At 70.2% G+C, this 16,453-nt stretch carries 17 protein-coding genes; 6 read left to right on the plus strand and 11 right to left on the minus strand.

The annotated features are described in order from the left end of the window. Nucleotides 1–121: 121 nt before the first annotated feature. The 7 genes from ACZ4LX_RS06215 to ACZ4LX_RS06245 form a co-directional block, all read right to left on the minus strand. Nucleotides 122–520: a DUF6221 family protein gene (locus ACZ4LX_RS06215; protein WP_467639077.1), complete on the minus strand. Its 399-nt coding sequence runs from the start codon at nucleotides 518–520 to the stop codon at nucleotides 122–124. A gap of 190 nt (nucleotides 521–710) precedes the next feature. Next, nucleotides 711–1,157: a nitroreductase family deazaflavin-dependent oxidoreductase gene (locus ACZ4LX_RS06220; RefSeq protein WP_467639074.1), complete on the minus strand. Its 447-nt coding sequence runs from the start codon at nucleotides 1,155–1,157 to the stop codon at nucleotides 711–713. A 138-nt stretch (nucleotides 1,158–1,295) separates the two neighbouring features. Further along, entirely contained in the window at nucleotides 1,296–1,808 is a 513-nt protein-coding gene (locus tag ACZ4LX_RS06225; RefSeq protein ID WP_467639071.1) for a GNAT family N-acetyltransferase, read from the minus strand. Nucleotides 1,809–1,945: 137 nt separating this feature from the next. Continuing rightward, the gene (locus ACZ4LX_RS06230) at nucleotides 1,946–2,461 is read right to left on the minus strand and encodes a lytic polysaccharide monooxygenase auxiliary activity family 9 protein (protein WP_467639068.1); all 516 of its coding nucleotides are present in this window, start codon (nucleotides 2,459–2,461) and stop codon (nucleotides 1,946–1,948) included. A 322-nt stretch (nucleotides 2,462–2,783) separates the two neighbouring features. Then, nucleotides 2,784–3,299, minus strand: a complete 516-nt coding sequence (locus ACZ4LX_RS06235) for a DinB family protein (protein ID WP_467639066.1) — start codon at nucleotides 3,297–3,299, stop codon at nucleotides 2,784–2,786. Next, nucleotides 3,296–4,123, minus strand: a complete 828-nt coding sequence (locus tag ACZ4LX_RS06240; RefSeq protein WP_467639063.1) for a DUF4389 domain-containing protein — start codon at nucleotides 4,121–4,123, stop codon at nucleotides 3,296–3,298. Before ACZ4LX_RS06240 ends, ACZ4LX_RS06235 begins: the two co-directional genes overlap by 4 nt. Nucleotides 4,124–4,320: 197 nt before the next feature. Further along, nucleotides 4,321–4,974, minus strand: a complete 654-nt coding sequence (locus ACZ4LX_RS06245) for a VanZ family protein (protein ID WP_467639060.1) — start codon at nucleotides 4,972–4,974, stop codon at nucleotides 4,321–4,323. Between the two features lie 149 nt (nucleotides 4,975–5,123). Here ACZ4LX_RS06245 and ACZ4LX_RS06250 point away from each other — a divergent pair, with 149 nt between their 5' ends. The 3 genes from ACZ4LX_RS06250 (at nucleotide 5,124) to ACZ4LX_RS06260 (ending at nucleotide 8,950) form a co-directional block, all read left to right on the plus strand. Then, entirely contained in the window at nucleotides 5,124–6,647 is a 1,524-nt protein-coding gene (locus ACZ4LX_RS06250) for an SDR family oxidoreductase (protein ID WP_467639057.1), read from the plus strand. Nucleotides 6,648–6,721: 74 nt separating this feature from the next. After that, on the plus strand, nucleotides 6,722–8,095 hold the full coding sequence (locus ACZ4LX_RS06255; protein WP_467639054.1) for a cryptochrome/photolyase family protein: 1,374 nt from the start codon (nucleotides 6,722–6,724) through the stop codon (nucleotides 8,093–8,095). 165 nt (nucleotides 8,096–8,260) lie between these two features. Beyond that, nucleotides 8,261–8,950: a YoaK family protein gene (locus ACZ4LX_RS06260; protein WP_467639051.1), complete on the plus strand. Its 690-nt coding sequence runs from the start codon at nucleotides 8,261–8,263 to the stop codon at nucleotides 8,948–8,950. Between the two features lie 175 nt (nucleotides 8,951–9,125). Here ACZ4LX_RS06260 and ACZ4LX_RS06265 read toward each other — a convergent pair whose 3' ends face one another. Beyond that, nucleotides 9,126–9,389, minus strand: a complete 264-nt coding sequence (locus ACZ4LX_RS06265; RefSeq protein WP_467639048.1) for a type B 50S ribosomal protein L31 — start codon at nucleotides 9,387–9,389, stop codon at nucleotides 9,126–9,128. 68 nt (nucleotides 9,390–9,457) lie between these two features. Continuing rightward, nucleotides 9,458–9,622 (minus strand): 50S ribosomal protein L33, encoded by a 165-nt coding sequence (rpmG, locus tag ACZ4LX_RS06270; protein WP_467639045.1) that lies wholly within the window; start codon nucleotides 9,620–9,622, stop codon nucleotides 9,458–9,460. Between the two features lie 243 nt (nucleotides 9,623–9,865). Between rpmG and ACZ4LX_RS06275 the strand changes: the two genes are divergently transcribed. Further along, nucleotides 9,866–10,159 (plus strand): hypothetical protein, encoded by a 294-nt coding sequence (locus tag ACZ4LX_RS06275; RefSeq protein WP_467639042.1) that lies wholly within the window; start codon nucleotides 9,866–9,868, stop codon nucleotides 10,157–10,159. Nucleotides 10,160–10,503: 344 nt separating this feature from the next. After that, nucleotides 10,504–11,961, plus strand: coding sequence for a PP2C family protein-serine/threonine phosphatase (locus tag ACZ4LX_RS06280; RefSeq protein ID WP_467639039.1), 1,458 nt, complete (start codon nucleotides 10,504–10,506; stop codon nucleotides 11,959–11,961). Between the two features lie 150 nt (nucleotides 11,962–12,111). Here ACZ4LX_RS06280 and ACZ4LX_RS06285 read toward each other — a convergent pair whose 3' ends face one another. Further along, nucleotides 12,112–13,608: a DNA-binding protein NsdB gene (locus ACZ4LX_RS06285; RefSeq protein ID WP_467639036.1), complete on the minus strand. Its 1,497-nt coding sequence runs from the start codon at nucleotides 13,606–13,608 to the stop codon at nucleotides 12,112–12,114. Between the two features lie 231 nt (nucleotides 13,609–13,839). On the opposite strand from ACZ4LX_RS06285, the gene ACZ4LX_RS06290 reads away from it, so the two are divergent. After that, entirely contained in the window at nucleotides 13,840–14,979 is a 1,140-nt protein-coding gene (locus ACZ4LX_RS06290; protein ID WP_467639033.1) for an aminoglycoside phosphotransferase family protein, read from the plus strand. A 109-nt stretch (nucleotides 14,980–15,088) separates the two neighbouring features. Here ACZ4LX_RS06290 and ACZ4LX_RS06295 read toward each other — a convergent pair whose 3' ends face one another. Next, the gene (locus tag ACZ4LX_RS06295; RefSeq protein ID WP_467639030.1) at nucleotides 15,089–16,420 is read right to left on the minus strand and encodes an N-acetylmuramoyl-L-alanine amidase; all 1,332 of its coding nucleotides are present in this window, start codon (nucleotides 16,418–16,420) and stop codon (nucleotides 15,089–15,091) included. Between the last annotated feature and the right edge of the window lie 33 nt (nucleotides 16,421–16,453).

Here is a 16,453-nt window from a genome sequence, read left to right on the forward strand (position 1 = left end):
CTGCCGGCCCGTGGCCCCTCGTCGTGGTCCGAGGGGCCACCGGCCCGTCCGAGCAGGTGGCCGGGGGAGGCTTCGGCTCTCCGTACCGCAGCGACGCGGAACCCTGTCGGAACAACGGGCCCTACTGCGTGAACCGGGGCAGCCACTTCACCTGGTAGCCGGGGTGCCCCGCGTGCTCCGCGGCCATCTGCCGGACCACGAACCCCAGGCCGAAGGCCCGGCCCGAGGGGAAGTCGCGCTCGGGCCGGTCGACGTCGAGGGCGGCGACCTCCGCGTACTCGTCCAGGAGCACCCGGCTGGTCTCGATGCGCTGGAGGGTGCGCGCGGGATCCTGCAGAGCGATGTGGTGGTCGTACCCGTGCGTCCTCAGGGTGAACGCGATGGCGCCGGTCCGGTCGTGGATCTCTCCGGGCACCTCGGCCGGGCACCGCCAGCCCTCGCCGCCGGCCGCGCGGGCGACCGCTTCTTCCTCGTCGAGGCGCGCCCGGACGAACGCGACCAGCTCGGAGTTCTCTGTCATCTGGTTGTGCATCCTTCCGCTCGGCCCCAGGCCTCGGGAGCCGTGCTGGAGAGTATCCCGCCGCGATGTCCGCACCGGCGTGCGAGGGCCGGTCCACGACCGTGATGTCCCGGCCGGCTCCGCACGGTCCGACGGGCCCGCCGCGCCCCTGCCGGGTCGCGTCGGGCCCGTCGGCACCGGTCGGCGCTGGTCAGTGACCGCCGTCCACGGGCTCCAGGACGAGGACCGGGATCTGCCGGTCGGTCTTCTCCTGGTAGTCGGCGTAGTCGGGAAACGCCTCGACGGCACGCTCCCACCAGAGCGCCTTCTCGTCGCCCGTCACCTCACGGGCGGTCATGTCCTGGCGCACCGGACCGTCCTGCAGCTCGGCGCGCGGGTCGGCGGTGAGGTTGTGGTACCAGACCGGGTGCTTCGGAGCCCCGCCCAGTGACGCGACCGCTGCGTACGATCCGTTGTGCTCGACCCGCATCAAGGGCGTCTTGCGGATCTTCCCGCTCTTGGCGCCCAGCGTCGTCAGGACGATCACCGGCATGTCCCGCATGGTCGTCCCCTCCGTCCCGCCCGAACTCTCGTACTGCTCGACCTGGTCACGCACCCAAGGGGTGGGGCTCGGCTCGTACTCTCCCTGAAGCGGCATGGCGGTTGTCCCGTCGTCGGCGTCCGTCCGCGGCAACGTATCGGCCGCGGACCCTCATCATCATGGCTTCAACGTCACCGGCCACCGGAAAATCCCGGTCCCGCCGACGTGTCGGCCGCGCCGGGCGGCCGGCGCGGCTCATCCGGTGCGGGCGTACCCCATGGTCAGGTTCATCCCGATGGCGCTGTCGTTCGCCGGATGATGGAAGGTGCGGATCCTGCTCACGCCGCACAGCGTGGCGAATCGCATTCCGTACGTCTTCATGGCGACGGAGATGCCCCGGCCCCGGTAGGACGCCCGCACCCCGGTCATCTCGTTGAAGAGGAAGTCCCCGTGGTTGGAGGTGGCCGCCATGCCGATCCAGTCGTCGCCGTCCCTCGCGATCACGACACCCCGGGGATCGTAGGAAGGAACGTCGAACCTGCGCGTGCAGAATTCCTCGAACGAGAAGAACTCGCCCCGTTCCGGGATGTCGGCCGAGCACTCCTTGTTGAGTCCGTACAGCGCGCGCCGGTGCTCCGGGGTGTCGCCGAGCTCGGCGAGCGTCGTCAGGCGGATGCCTTCGTCCTGGCACTTGGTCACGTACCGCTCGAACCGGTCCGCGTCGAACGCGCTCAGGTCGAGTTCCAGCCTGACCCACTGGTCGGCCATGGTGCCGTCCTCCGTCCGTCCCCCACGTCGAGTCGCGGGCCGTGTACCGGCAACGCCGTCGGAGCCCCCACCCTACGCAGGGCGGGGGCTCCTGGCTCATGCCGGTGTGCGTGACGAACGCCTGGTGGTGCAGGTGTTCAGCTGACGTCGACGTCGATGCACGCGTAGAAGGCGTTGGCCGTGTCGGCGATGTTCCACACCGCGAGCACCTTCTGCTTCCCGGTGTGGCTGCCGAAGTCCACCTGGTGGGTGACGGTGGCGCCGGGCTGCGCGCCGTTGTCGTTGAACTCTGCGATCTTCTGACCACCGGCGAAGTACTGCCAGGTGCTGGTGGAATGGCGGGCGGTCAGCACCCACTGGAAGGAGGTGCTCCGGCTCACCGGAGTGACCTTCCAGCCCTTGGAGTTGTCGTCGAGTTCGGCGAACCTGCTGTTGCCGCCGCTACAACTGGTCAGCCCCTTGGGGCCTTCCACGCTCTGGGGCTCGTACTTGATCTCGCCGCAGCTGACCGTTCCGGCAGCGCACTGGGCCTGCCTGCTGGGCGGCGACGAGATGTAGCCGTGGGCGCTTGCCGAACTCGCCGGGAGACTCAGGGCGAGCACCGGTGCGAGTAAGGCTCCGACGACTGCGGCGGTCTTCCTTTTCGCGTGCATGCTTCTCCTTCACATGAGGCATCGCTGCACGCGGGCGAACTGTGGGGAGCCCGGAAGCGGCAGTCCAGCCTCTCAGGTGTGGGGCCAAGAGGTGCGAAGGGCACGGCAGGAATGCGTGGTCGGACATGACCCAGAAACGAGGCGTCCGACACCGGCCCTGCACTTGGACTAGACCATACCGAACGGGGCGGGGCCGTCAAGTGCGGTGCGGCGAACGGGCGTACGGCAGAGGAGGGTTCGGCGTGCGAAGTGGCTGGATCGGTACGTCTGAGGGCGCGCGGGCTCGGCCGCGGCCGTACCGGTCCAGCCACTTCGCGGCCCCTCAGTCCCCGGTGACTCCGTCCAGCCGCTCACGCAGCAGATCGGCGTGGCCGATGTGGCGCGCGTACTCGCCGATCATGTGGACGTGCACGAGGCGCAGCGAGAAGATCTCGCCGTTGTGGACGAACGTGTCGTCGAAGGACGCGTCGGCGACGATCTCGTCCGCCAGTCGGCACTCCTCGACGAGCCGGGCGTGGTCGGCGGCGGCCAGAGCCGGATCGATGTCCTCGAAGTCCGCGTCCTTGCCCTTCTGCGGGTCGTACATCGGTGCGAGGTCCTGACCGGCGAACCGCTGCCGGAACCAGGTGCGTTCGACCTTGGCCATATGGCGCAGCAGTCCGAGCAGCGAAAGGTTCGACGGTGGTGTGGTCCGCTCGGCAAGCTGCTCGCCGGTCAGGCCGGCGCATTTCTGGAGGAGGGTGGCGCGGAACCAGGCGAGGTATCCGGTGAGCATCTCCCGCTCTTCGGCGACGAGTGAGCCGCCCGTGCGTATGGCTTCAGGTGCTGTCCATGTCATCGGGTGATCATGCCTGTCGGCGGGTGGTTCGCACGAGTCCTTGAGGCCATCATGTGGTAGTCGATGTCGTCGGACGACGAACCGGTCACGGACGTCGTGATGCTGCCGATGAGCCCGAGTACGAGGAAGAGGACCAGCAGCGCCTTGCCCGCGGTGCTCATGACCAGGGGCCGGGTCGCGGAGCGGCCCTGCTGTGCCGGTACGGAGAGAGCGTCTTCGCCGAAGAATCCCTTGGGGTAGGCGGGGCTGAGCATCGACACATACGCGGACACACGGGTCTCGTAGCGGAGGGTGGCCGCCGTGGCCTCGAAGAGGGGCCGGGGCATGCGTCCGAGGATCAGTGTGATCAGCCACCACACGACCGCCAGGGCCCACCAGCCGTACGTGGCGAGGCTCTGCACGACGGCGGCGGGAATCACCAGGATCAGCCGGAAGAAGACCGCCAGGCGGTTGAGCCGCGTCGGGCGGACCTCGATCCGGACGGGATGGTCCGGCGGCTGGGTGAGGGTGAACGGCGGATAGCTGTCGACGAGGAGCATGCCGCTTGCGGCGACTCTCGTCCGGTAGGCAAGCACAGCCGCGAGGAAGCGGAAGACGGGTTCGGGCAGCCGGCCCAGGACGAGTGCGGCGAACCAGCCGAACACGACGGTGAAGAAGGCCGCGATCTCCAGCAAGAACAGCGCGACGAAGTGCGGGATCAGCAGCAGGAGCCGGAACAGGACGGTGAGCCTGCGCCGGCGGGCCGGCTCGACGATGTCCAGCACCGGCAGGAACTCCTCCGCGTCCCCCGCACGGCGCCCCGGACTCCACTGCGCGTCGGCCATGTCGCTCCCCTTCGGCGGGTGATCCGTACGCCCTGCGGCAACACGGTGGCGTCACCTCACGCTGGGACCGTCCGGGACGGACCGCAATCGGTCACGGGCCGATCGAGTGCCCGGCACACGTCCGGCGGCAGTCCCCGACCGGGGTCCTGCCGCCGGCACCCGTTCCAGGAGCCCCGCCGCCATGTCCGGCTCCGGGGTCATCCCTTGCTGACACGTCCGCGAGGCAGACGCGCCCGCACTCCCCGCCGCACCCTCGTCCAGACCGTGACCGCCCGTCCGCTCCGCTTCGTGGTCCGGGGGCGGACGGCCTTCGGCCGCCGCGGCCGGGGCGGGGCGGCCTCGCGCTCCGGTTCGGCCGCGAGCACGTGGTAGCGGTGGCTCAGACGCCGTCCCAGCAGCAGATAGCCGAGCAGCGCACCCGTCGTGTTGAGAATGACGTCGTCGATGTCGAAGGCCCGCCCCGCGACCAGCGCTCCCTGCACCAGTTCGACCACCACGATGACCAGGACGGTCAGCAGAACCATGCGGACCATGCGCAGCCTTCGTGGCACGAGCACGGGCAGCAGAACACCGAACGGCATGCCCAGTATGAGATTACCGCCGGCCTGTTTGCATGCTGCGAGGAAGGTGTAGTCCTCGGCGTACTGCCGGAGCGAGCGCCCCGGCCGGAGATTCGACGTGACGAGATCCTGTGAGGCGGGCGACGGCGTGAGCGTCACCTTCGCCAGCACGACGGAGAATCCGACCATGGCCACGAAGGCCGTCACCAGGATGGTGACCTGGAGCAGAGCACGGCCCCGCGCCCTGCTCCGTGTCACGTTGCGTGTGCCTCTTCCCGCCTCTGCGTTCATGGGCGACAGGTGCCCCCGACCGGCCGCACCACACCTGCCCGGCCGTACCGGCGCATGCGGCCCGGACGGGCGCGGGCCAGACTGGTCGGAGCGGCCGGGCACGCCGGAGGCCCGGCGGCCACGGCAGGACGAACCGATGCGGAGATCCCATGACGAGCGACCCCGGGCATCAGCCTCCGCACTGCCTGGTCACCGGCGCCACCGGCTACATCGGCGGGCGGCTGGTCCCCGAACTCCTTGCCGCGGGATACCGGGTGCGCTGCCTGGCCCGCAGCCCGGAGAAGCTGCGGGACTACCCGTGGGCGGGCGAGGTGGAGATCGTCCGCGGTGACGTGACCGACGCGCGGTCGCTCGCCCCGGCGATGCGAGGCATCGACGTGGCCTACTACCTGGTTCACGCGCTGACGGCCGGCGGTGGTTTCGAGGAGACGGACCGCAGGGCCGCCACGGTCTTCGGTGAACAGGCGCTCGCGGCAGGGGTCGGCCGGATCGTCTACCTCGGTGGCCTCACGCCTTCCGACGTACCCGAGCAGGAGCTTTCCCCGCATCTGCGTTCGCGGGCCGAGGTCGGCAGGATCCTGCTGGATTCCGGCGTCCCGACCACCGCACTGCGGGCCGCGGTCATCATCGGGTCCGGGTCGGCATCCTTCGAAATGTTGCGCTACCTCACGGAACGGCTGCCCGTCATGGTGACGCCGAGCTGGGTGTCGACGCGGATCCAGCCGATCGCGGTGCGGGACGTGTTGCGCTATCTGGTGGGCAGCGTCGGGATGGAGCGGGCGGTGAACCGCACCTTCGACATCGGCGGTCCCGACATCGTGACCTACCGCGACATGATGCAGCGGTACGCGGAGGTCGCCGCCCTGCCGCACCGGCTGATCCTCCCCGTGCCGATGCTGACCCCGCGGCTCTCCAGCCACTGGATCGGCCTGGTCACCCCCGTGCCGCGCTCGATCGCCCGCCCGCTGGCCGAGTCCTTGCGGTACGAGGTGGTGTGCAGGGAACACGACATCGCGCGGTACGTCCCCGATGGCGCCGGGCAGCCGTTCGGCCTCGACAAGGCGCTGCGGCTGGCCCTGCAACGGGTCAGGGAGGCACGGGTCACCACCCGGTGGTCCTCTGCATCGGTGCCCGGGGTGCCCAGCGACCCCCTGCCCACCGACCCCGACTGGGCCGGCGGGAGCCTGTACTCGGATGTGCGCGGGCTCGACGTCGACGCCTCCCCCGAAGCGCTGTGGCGGGTCGTCGAGGGTATCGGCGGCGATCACGGCTGGTATTCGTTCCCGCTGGCCTGGGCGGTGCGCGGGTGGCTCGACCGGCTGGTGGGAGGGGTGGGGCTGCGACGGGGGCGGCGGGACACCGACCGGCTGCGCGTGGGTGACTCGCTGGACTTCTGGCGCGTGGAGGAGATCGAGCCGGGCCGCCTGCTGCGGCTGCGCGCCGAGATGCGGCTGCCGGGGCTGGCCTGGCTCGAGATGTACGCGGAGCCCGACGGCCGGGGCCGGTCGCGCTACCGTCAGCGGGCGCTGTTCCATCCGCGCGGGCTGCTGGGCCACGCGTACTGGTGGAGCGTGTGGCCGTTCCACTCGATCGTGTTCGGCGGGATGGCCCGCAACATCGCCCGTACGGCGGCGGGCATGACGCCACCCGAACGGGTGAGCGCCTCGGTGTAGCCCTGCCGGGTGCGTCCACGGGCGGCCCGAGGACGGAAGCATGACACGTACCCGGCCTCCCCAGGAGTTGCACCATGACCGTATCGGTCGTTCTGTTCACCGCCGATCTCCGGCTGCACGACCATCCACCGCTGAGGGCGGCACTGGCTTCCTCGGACGAGGTCGTACCGCTGTTCGTCCGTGACAGCGCCATCGAGACGGCCGGGTTCGGTGCCCCGAACCGCCTGGCCTTCCTTGCCGACTGTCTGCGGGATCTCGACGCGGGGCTGCGTGAGCGGGGCGGCAGACTGGTGATCCGCTCGGGTGATGTCGCCGAGGAGGTCGGCCGGATCGCCTCCGAGGCCGGTGCGGCGGACGTCCATCTCGCGGCCGGGGTCAGCACGTACGCCCGTCTTCGTGAGGAACGGCTGCGCGCGGCGCTGGAGTCCGACGGGCGGCGGCTCCACGTCCACGACGGTGTGATCACCGCGATCGCGCCCGGCGCCGTGACGCCGGCGGCCTCGGACCACTTCGCCGTGTTCACGCCCTACTTCAGGCGCTGGTCCGCGGAGCGGGTGCGGGATGCCTTCGCCGCACCCCGCACCGTGCGGGTCCCGGACGGTCCCGGGTCGGAAGCCGTACCCGCCCGCAGCGCGGTCTCCGGTGTGTCGGAGGGGCTCGCCGAGGGCGGGGAACGGCAGGCCCGCGCACAGTTCGCCGCATGGCGGCGTCACGGTCTCTCCGCGTACGAGGAACGGCACGACGACATGTACGGCGACGCGACCTCCCGGCTCTCGCCGCACCTGCACTTCGGCACTCTGTCTCCCGTCGAACTCGTCCACCGGGCCCGCACCATGGAGGGGGCCGGAGCCGAGGCCTTCGTCCGCCAGCTGTGCTGGCGCGAGTTCCATCACCAGGTCCTCGCGGCCCGGCCCGCCGCTTCCCGGCGGGACTACCGCACCCGGCACGACCACTGGCGGTCCGAGGCCGACGCCGCCGATGACATCGAGGCCTGGCGTCAGGGGCGCACCGGCTACCCCGTGGTCGACGCGGCCATGCGCCAGTTGCGCCACGAGGGCTGGATGCACAACCGCGGGCGGCTCCTCACGGCCGGCTTCCTGACCAAGACGCTGTACGTGGACTGGCGAATCGGCGCGCGGCACTTCCTGGACCTGCTGGTGGACGGGGATGTCGCCAACAACCAGCTGAACTGGCAGTGGATGGCCGGGACCGGCACGGACAGCCGCCCCAACCGGGTACTCAACCCCGTGACCCAGGCCAAGCGGTACGACCCGGACGGCGGCTACGTCCGCCGCTGGGTTCCGGAACTGGCGGCGATCCCGGGCCGCGCCGTGCACGAGCCGTGGAAACTCCGGGGCACGGGCCGCGACCGGCCCGACTATCCGGAGCCGGTGGTGGAACTGGCCGACGGACTGTCCCGCTTCAAACAGGCGCGAGGCCTGGACTGAGCGCCCTACCCGCTCCGGAGCCGACCGGCGCGTCGCAGCTCCCGGCCACGGTGACGCTTGCGCGGCGCCCCTCCGCCGCGGTCGTGCTCCGGGCACTGTGCGGAACGCGCCACGCCGGGGACGATGTGGCCGGGCGGGCCGGACGGCGGCAGCGAAGATGCTGACGTGCCGACTCCGAACTCATCCACCGAACCGGCAGACCGCGACACATCGGAAGGTTCCCGCGCCCATACGGCGCTTCTGCTGCTGTCCGCGGCCTCCGGGGCCGCGGACGCCTTCGTCTTCATCTGTGTCGGCCAGGTCTTCGCCGGAGTGATGACAGGCAATCTGGTGCTGCTGGGCGCCGCCGCCGCGGGCGCCGGTGAGGAGGGAGTCGCCCTGCGTGCGGTCACCGCGCTGGCCTCGTACGGATGCGGGGTGGCCTGGGGCGCGGTGGCCGGGGAGCGGATGTGGCGGCGGCTGCCCGTCATGCTGCTGGCCGAGGTGGCGCTCCTCACCGTGGGCGCGGTGCTGTGGGCGTGCGGCCTGATCACGTCGGACGCCGACCGGCTGGGCCTGTTGGTGGCCATGGGGCTCGCGATGGGCATCCAGGGCCGTGTCCGGGCCACGCCCACGAACTACTTCACCGGAACTCTGACCTCTCTGGTCGCACGGCTGGCCCAGGCGTCGTGGCGTCGCGGTGACGTCTGGGTCGCCGGGCGGCTGCTCGCCGTCGTGGCGGGCGCCGCACTGGCCGCGCTGGCGGTGCGCGCGTGGCCCGCTTCGGGCGCCGTTCCCGCTGCGGGTCTGGCGGCCGCCGCTCTGTTCACCGAAGCTGCCGGACGGCGGGCCCTCACGGCAGCGGTCCGGGCGTGAGCCACGGACAGGGGAAAGCCCCGGCCGGATCGGGGGAATCCAGCCGGGGCGGCTCTGATGTGGGAGCTCTGCGCGTCATCCACATTTAGGTGAACGATAAATCATGTACCCCTGTTCCCGGGAATCCGCCCTCCGGACTGTGATCCGGAGCACGGACGTCCGGGCCGGGGCCGCGTCATGCGCCTGCCGTCCGCGCCTCGGCTCCGTAACGGCGGTTGAACTGTTCGATCCGGCCGGCCGTGTCCAGCACCCGCTGGTTCCCCGTGTGGAACGGGTGGCTCGCCGACGAGGTCTCCACGTCGATGACGGGGTAGCTCCGGCCGTCCTCCCATGTCACCCGCTGATCGGAATCCGCGGTGGAACGGGTCAGGAAGGCCGCTCCCGCGGCGCGGTCACGGAAGACCACCGGACGGGAGACGGGGTGAATTCGGGACTTCATGGGCATTCCTTCCCTGGTACGAGTACGGGCGGGCGGCAGGGGCCACCCGGCGACGGTCAGAGCCTCGCTCAGCGCTCCTCGCGGAACAGCGCGTGCTGTCCGGCCACGGGGTCGTACTTGCGCAGGACCAGGCGGTCGGGGTTGTTGCGACGGCTCTTGCGCGTCACATAGCTCTGACCGGTTCCAGCGGTCGAGCGGAGGGTGACGACGGGACGGGCCTCACTGCGGGCCATGGGCACCTCCGGACTCCTCGTACCGATCCCGCCCCTTGATGAGAACGGGATTCGTTTTCGTTTCGCTCGTACAACACGGGTACACCCGGGAGCATTCCCGCCCCGCCGGGCACACGCCCACCAGGCGTCCCCGCGCCGCGCCCGAACCTCACGGGTACTCCCCGCCCAGCCGTCACGTGGGGACGCGACGCTCGTTGATCGCTGTGCCCGGCATTGCAGCCGACTCCCCGAGGAACGTGAACCATGCGCCTGAAGAACACCCTGACCACCCTTGCGGCCACCGCGATGATCGCCGCCTGTTCGATGACGGCGGCGGGCCCGGCGTCCGCCGCCGGGGCCACCGCGCCCGCCTGCGTGGCGCGCGACGTCATCAAGCAGAACAAGACCGCCTGGACGACGAACAACTGCGGCCGGAACATGCACATCCAGCTCGTGATCAACAACGGTCCCGACAGGTCGTGCTGGACCACCTCCCCCGGCGAGACCCTCGAATGGAAGTGGACGATCGGTTCGTACGGCCGTATCGCCCTCTGCTGACACCGCCGGCCGCCACCGCCCCGGCGCCCGGCCCGCAAAGCTCCGGAGCTCCTGCCCCCGGCGGGGGCTCCGGACCGCATATGCCCCGACACGGGTCCGCCGGCCCCGCGCGAAAGGGCGGGCACGGGCGCACACCAGGCGCCATACGCCTGATGACTTGCATCAACACCCGCATTCAGCAAGGGTGTTCGACTAATCAGGGTCGCGACCAGCCGCTGGCGTATGCCGGATGCAAGAACGGGTCGAGTGTTGCCAAACCCCTTACGGGCGCCTGCGGGCTGTGCGACAGTCGTATTCGGTCCGCCCTCAGACCTGGTTGTACCGCGCCTGTATCGGAGTACGACATGCCGCCCCGCCCGTCCTCGGACCATCCCGCCCGGCCGCCCGAGCACGATGCCGTCGACGCCTTGATCAACCGGACGCACCGGCTCCGCGGCGACGTGGACGCGGTGCGGCGCGACACCGTTCTCGTCGACGAGGACGACCCCCAGCTGCGCTGGCAGCGCGCATTGTGCGACCTGGCCGTCCATCAGCTCGACGACCTGGGCGCGCATCTGGGACAGCTCAGGCAGGGACTTCCATCGGAGGCCGCAGAGCATTTCGTGGCCGAGGAAGCGCTACTCGTCAGCCGCGCTTCACCCGCCGGCGAACAGCCGGGTCCGCTGATCGGCCGGGTGGGCAGCGCCGAATGGAACCTGCTGACCGACGAGGTGAGCTGGTCCGACGAACTGCTCCAGATCTTCGGCCGCACGCCCGAGGCCGGCCCGCTCTCGCTGGACGACCTGCCGTCCGTACTCCTGCCCGAGGACCAGCCCCTGCTGACCTCGCTGGTAACGGACTGCCTCGTCGACGGGAAGCCGATAGACGGGGAGTTCCGCATCCTGCACACCGACGGCGGGATCAGGACCTTACACATGAGGGGCGAGCCCGTCCTCGACGCGGACGGCTGCACCGCATCCATGTGGGCGGTTCTGCGCGATGTCAGCGCTCTGCACCGCAGCCGGCAGGTGGTGCACCGGACTCAGGAGTCGCTCCGCCGCCAGCAGCACATCGTCAGGACCGAACGCCGGATGGCCGTGGAGCTGCAGGAGGCCGTGCTCCCTCCGTGGCGGGGCTCGCTCAGCCTTCCGGACCAGGGTCCCGGGTCGCTGGACATCGCGGCCCACTATCTGCCGTCGGATTCCAGCGCCCTGATCGGCGGCGGCTGGTACGACGCGATGGAACTGCCGGACGGCCGGACGCTTCTCACCGTCGGCGATCTGACCGGTCACGGCATCCAGGCCACCTCCGCCATGGCGATGATCCTGGGTGCGCTGAGGGGCATGGCCGTCGCCGGGATCGAACCCGGAGCGCTGATGGGGCACCTCAATCAATTACTGGAGACATCCATCCAGCCCGCACTGGGCAGCGCGGTGTGCTGCCGGTTCGACCCCGCCACCCGCAGGATCGACTGGGCGCAGGCCGGACACCCGGCGCCACTGCTCTTCCGCAACGGAGCCGGGCGCCCGGTACCCCCGCCGGACGGGGTGCTCCTCGGAGCGGCGTCCGGAGTCTCCTACGAACAGGACGCATTCCACCTGCTCCCCGGTGATGTGCTGGTACTGCACACCGACGGCCTGGCCCGGGGCAGGGGGAACCCACACAGCGGTCTCCGCGCGGGCACGGACACCCTGCTCGGACTGGCACCCCGCTTCGCCCGGGCCCGTACGGCCCAGGAGTGCGTACGAACCGTTGCCGAGGAGTTCGGCTCCACCGAGCGACTGGACGACGCGTGTGTACTGATCGCCCGCATCGGGGCGTAGCAGCACGGATGCACCACGCACACAGGCCGACGAAGGAGTTCAGGGCACGGATCAGTGACGGCGGAGACCGGGTGGCCCCCATGACGCCCTACCCGAAAGGGAGTTGAGGAATGGTCGTGCTGCGGGTCGTCGTTGTCGCCGCGTCAGGGATCAGATCTCCGCACTCCTGGGCCTCTTGGTGCCGGTACTCCGGGGCAGCGCACGCTTGATGTCCTCGCGCAGGTCCTCGATCTTCGCGTAGCCCGCGAACCGGCCCGTCAGCCGGTACATTTCGCGCAGCCGGTCCCAGGTGCGATGCGAGGAGGTCTCCCCCATCGTCATCAGGGCGAGCCGGGCGTACCGGTCGGCCTGCTCGGGGTCGTCGGCGATGAAGCAGGCCGAGGCGAGCGAGATGTAGTCGAAGATCTTGGACCGCTGGCGTCCCCTGATCCGCAGTTCCAGCGCCTGCTTTGCATGCCGCTGGGCGGGAACGGCTGCCGACGGGTCGTGCTCGGCAAGCGTGCGGAACGCCAGGGCCTGCATGCCGTGCAGATCGGCCTCGTCGAACATCTGCATCCAGCTCGGCGGTGGGACATCTCCCTTGTCGGAGACGAAGAGCTCCTCGGCCAGGCCGAGGCTGCGCCGCATGGCCTGCCCCCGCCCCAGCGAGGCCTGCGCCCAGGCCTCGATCGTGTGCAGCATCGCCTGGGTGCGTGGCAGGACCATGTCCCCCGAGCCCGACTTGGCGAGTTTCATGAGGTCGAGTGCGTCATCGGGACGGCCCAGGTGGACCATCTGGCGGGCCGCCCGGGAAAGGGCTTCGCCCGCGCGAGGACGGTCACCGCCCTCGCGCGCGGCGTGTGCGGCGATGACGAAGTACTTCTGGGCCGTGGGTTCGAGGCCGATGTCGTGGGACATCCAGCCCGCGAGGACGGCGAGGTTGGCGGCGACGCCCCAGAGACGTCGCTGCAGGTGGTCGGGGTGGCGATAGGCGAGCATGCCGCCCACCTCGTTGAGCTGGCCCACTACGGCCTTGCGCTGGAGGCCGCCGCCGCGCGAGGCGTCCCAGGCTCGGAACACCTCCACGGAGCGCTCCAGCGCCTCGATCTCCTCCGAGCCGATGGGCGCGGCTTCGTACCGGTCGTAGCCGGCCGGATCCGCGTGCACGGGGTCGTCGATACGTGGGGCATCAGCCGCCAGTACGGGGTCGGTGTGCAGCCAGTCGTGCATGGGGCCGGCGATCGTGGAGCCGGCGGCGAGCGCGGCGCCCGCGCTCACCAAGCCGCGTCGGTTGAGCATGAGGTCCATTCCCGTGAATTCGGTGAGGACCGCTGCCGTCCGCTCGGGCGCCCAGGGGAGTTGGTCGGGATTCTCTTCCGTCCCGGTCTCTCGCCGTTTCCCCGCACGCCCGCGTCGGCCGAACCCGAGGTCCTCGATGGTCACGACACGACCGAGCCGCTCGGTGAACAGAGCTGCCAGCACTTTGGGCACGGGATCGCGCGGGGACTCCCCCATGTCGATCCATCGCCTTACGCGCGAGGTGTCGGTGGCCAGTTGCGGGTGGCCCATGGCCGCCGCCTTCCGGTTCACCATTCTCGCGAGTTCGCCCTTGGACCAGCCGGCAAGGCCGAACAGGTCGGACAGACGGGTGTTGGGTTCTCCGGTCACGTCAAGCCCCCAGGTTCTCGGCTGTATTGACAGTAACGCCCTGTCAGATGCCCTGCGAGTATTCGCCAGGGTTCGCCAGGGTCCGCCACATGGTGTGCCACCGGCAGGTCGGTGTCAGGTAGGAAAGCGCCACCCCGCCCGGCAGCCCTAGGTACTCCCCAGGGTGCCGATCGGCCGCCGGCCGGGGTGGCGCACGCAATTTGTCGGCGCGCGAAGGGATCTGTCTCCCCCATGTACACAGCATCGTCCTCCGTGTCCGCCCCACCACGGCCGCTGCGTCCCCTGGGTGTGGGTGGCGGACCGTATCTCGACCCCCGCGCCATCGTCCCCGCGCCCGGCATCGGCCGGCCCCGGCGTATGGCGGGGCCGGGCTCCCCTTCGCTCAGCGGAAGGCTGGATCTGTCCGGCCCCCAGGGCGCCCAGCTGAGGATGGTGATCGCCTCGGTGCACCGGATCTGCCCGGAGTTCAATCCGGTACAGGTACTGCGCCGAAGCGGCCGGTCGGTGCTCCTGGTCGGTTCCACCGGCCGTGCGACCGCGGTCGCCAAGTGCTTACTGGACCACTCCCCAGAATGGTCGGAGCGGTTCCGTCACGAAATAGCTGCATACCGGGCGTTCGTCCGGCACCGCCCGCCGGTCCGGGCGCCCCGGCTCATCGCTGCGGACCCGGAGAACTGCACCCTGGTCATCGAACGGATGCCCGGCCGGGTGGCGGCGCTGACCAGGCATCCCTCGGAGACGCCGCCGCGGGCGGATCTGAGAGCCGTACTCGGCGCCATCAGCAGGGTCAACTCCTGGCGTCCGCCGGCCGGCCTGTTCGACGCCCCGCTGGACTACGCGGCACGCATCGCCCGCTATCACGAGCTAGGTCTGTTCACCGATCGTGATCTGGGAGACCTCCAGAAGCTGCTGCACGGCCTTGCCCATGCAGGGGGCCGCCAGGGCATGGGGCAGTTCTGTCACGGTGACGCGCTGCTCTCCAACATCCTCCTGTCACCCACCGGTCCGGTTCTGGTCGACTGGGAGCACGCAGGCTGGTATCTGCCTGGCTACGACCTGGCGACGCTCTGGACGGTCCTGGGAGACGCGCCGGTGGCGCGGCGTCAGATCAGTCAGCTGGCCCAGGTCGCGGGTTCCGCGGCAAGGGATTCCTTCCTGGTCAATCTGATGCTCGTACTCACACGGGAGATCCGTACGTACGAGACGGCCCTTCAGCGGGCCATGCGGGACACCGGCGCACCGGCCCGGACGGGGCAAGACCGTCCGGGTGCGTACTCGTCGGGTGAGGAGCAGCGACTGCTGCTGCGTCGCCTGCACGACGACTGCGCGATGGCGCGGAGTGCCGTCCGAGCCGCGGTCGGCACTCGCTGACCTCGGCCGACGGGGGATGCGCGCTGCGGGTCGGTGCCGACACACCGGGCCCGCAGCGCGCTTTTTGCTGCCCTTGGGCCGAAACCCGCGAGACGGCGCCGGCCCTCTCTCAGTGCGCGCGGACGATATCGACGTCGGATGCCTTCACAAAGGCGATGCGGTGGCCGATCTGGACGGTCACGTACTTCTCCTTGCCCCGGAAGTACGCATGGTCCAGGGGATACGAGGAGTCGATGGTCGGCGCGTAGAAGAATCCGGTAGGGGCCTCTCCGCCGCCGGGGTAGGACTGGCCGGCCTTGATGGTGTACTGGAGAGCTGTGCCCACCCGCTGGTCCGCGAAGTCGGCGGGGTACTCCGACTTCTCCGGGTATGCCACCCCGTACACCGGCACCTCCGTCCTGCCGGCCTTCGGCCTGACGACGTAGCCGGCGGTGGGGGTCGTGGTGCGGGCATGATCCGGGGTGCGGAGCCAGGCCTTCTTGCCGTACCACCAGATCGCCGTCCAGCCGGGTGCGTGGTCGGCGACGACGGCCTGCTGGGTGGCGCTGATCTTGCTGCCCCAGTCGGCGGCGCAGTTGGTGCCGGGAGAACCGTCGGTGTGGAGTCCCGGGTCGGAGAAGAGCGGTGACGCGTCGGAGGGTTCCGTGTGGAGCGGGACGGCGCTGGAGCCCTGGACAGGCAGGTCGACGCCCTTCTCGCAGTCACGGAAGGCCTGCTTGTTCTCCTTGAACCTCGGGCTGACGGTGATGAGTTCGCTGCCCTTGCCGGCCGTCGGCACCGTGGGCCTGCCGAGGAGCGCCATGAAGCGGTTCCAGTCCCAGTAGGTGCCGGGGTCCCAGTGCATGCCCTTGGTCCCGGCCGCGCTGGTGGGCGGCACCCCGTCGTGGCCGATGATGTGCTGGCGGTCGAGGGGGATGTCGTACTTGGCGGCGAGGTAGCGCACGAGTGCGGCGGTCGACCGGTACATCTCGGGGGTGTACCACTTCGCGCCCTCGGTGGCGACGCCCTCCTGCTCGATCCCGATGGAGTGGGTGTTGAGGTACCAGTTCCCGGCCTGCCAGGCGACGTCCTTGTTCTTCACCATCTGCGTGACATGGCCGTCGCCGGAACGCACCACGTAGTGGGCCGAGGTCTGCTTCAGCGGGTTCTGGAAGATCTTCAGGGTCGTGTCGAAGTCCTCCTCGGTGTCATGGAGGACGATGAACTTGATCTTGTTGCTGTGCGGCCGGTCCGCGGTGTCGTAGTTGCCGTACGTCTCCTTGTCGGCCGGGTCGCCGGTCTGCTGGTACGCAGCCGGGACCCAGTCGCATGCGAGACCGCGCGGGCACTCCGGCCGCACCCCGTCCGCGCCGGCCCGTGCCGTGGGACTGAGCAGCGCGAGACTCAGTGCGCCGGTGGTGGTCAGCGCGAGTGCGAGTCCGGTCCTCTGCTTGGACGTCATGACAACCCTTCTTGGAGCTGGGCGTTTCCCGAG

It is taken from the genome of Streptomyces sp. NPDC026062 (assembly GCF_055568375.1).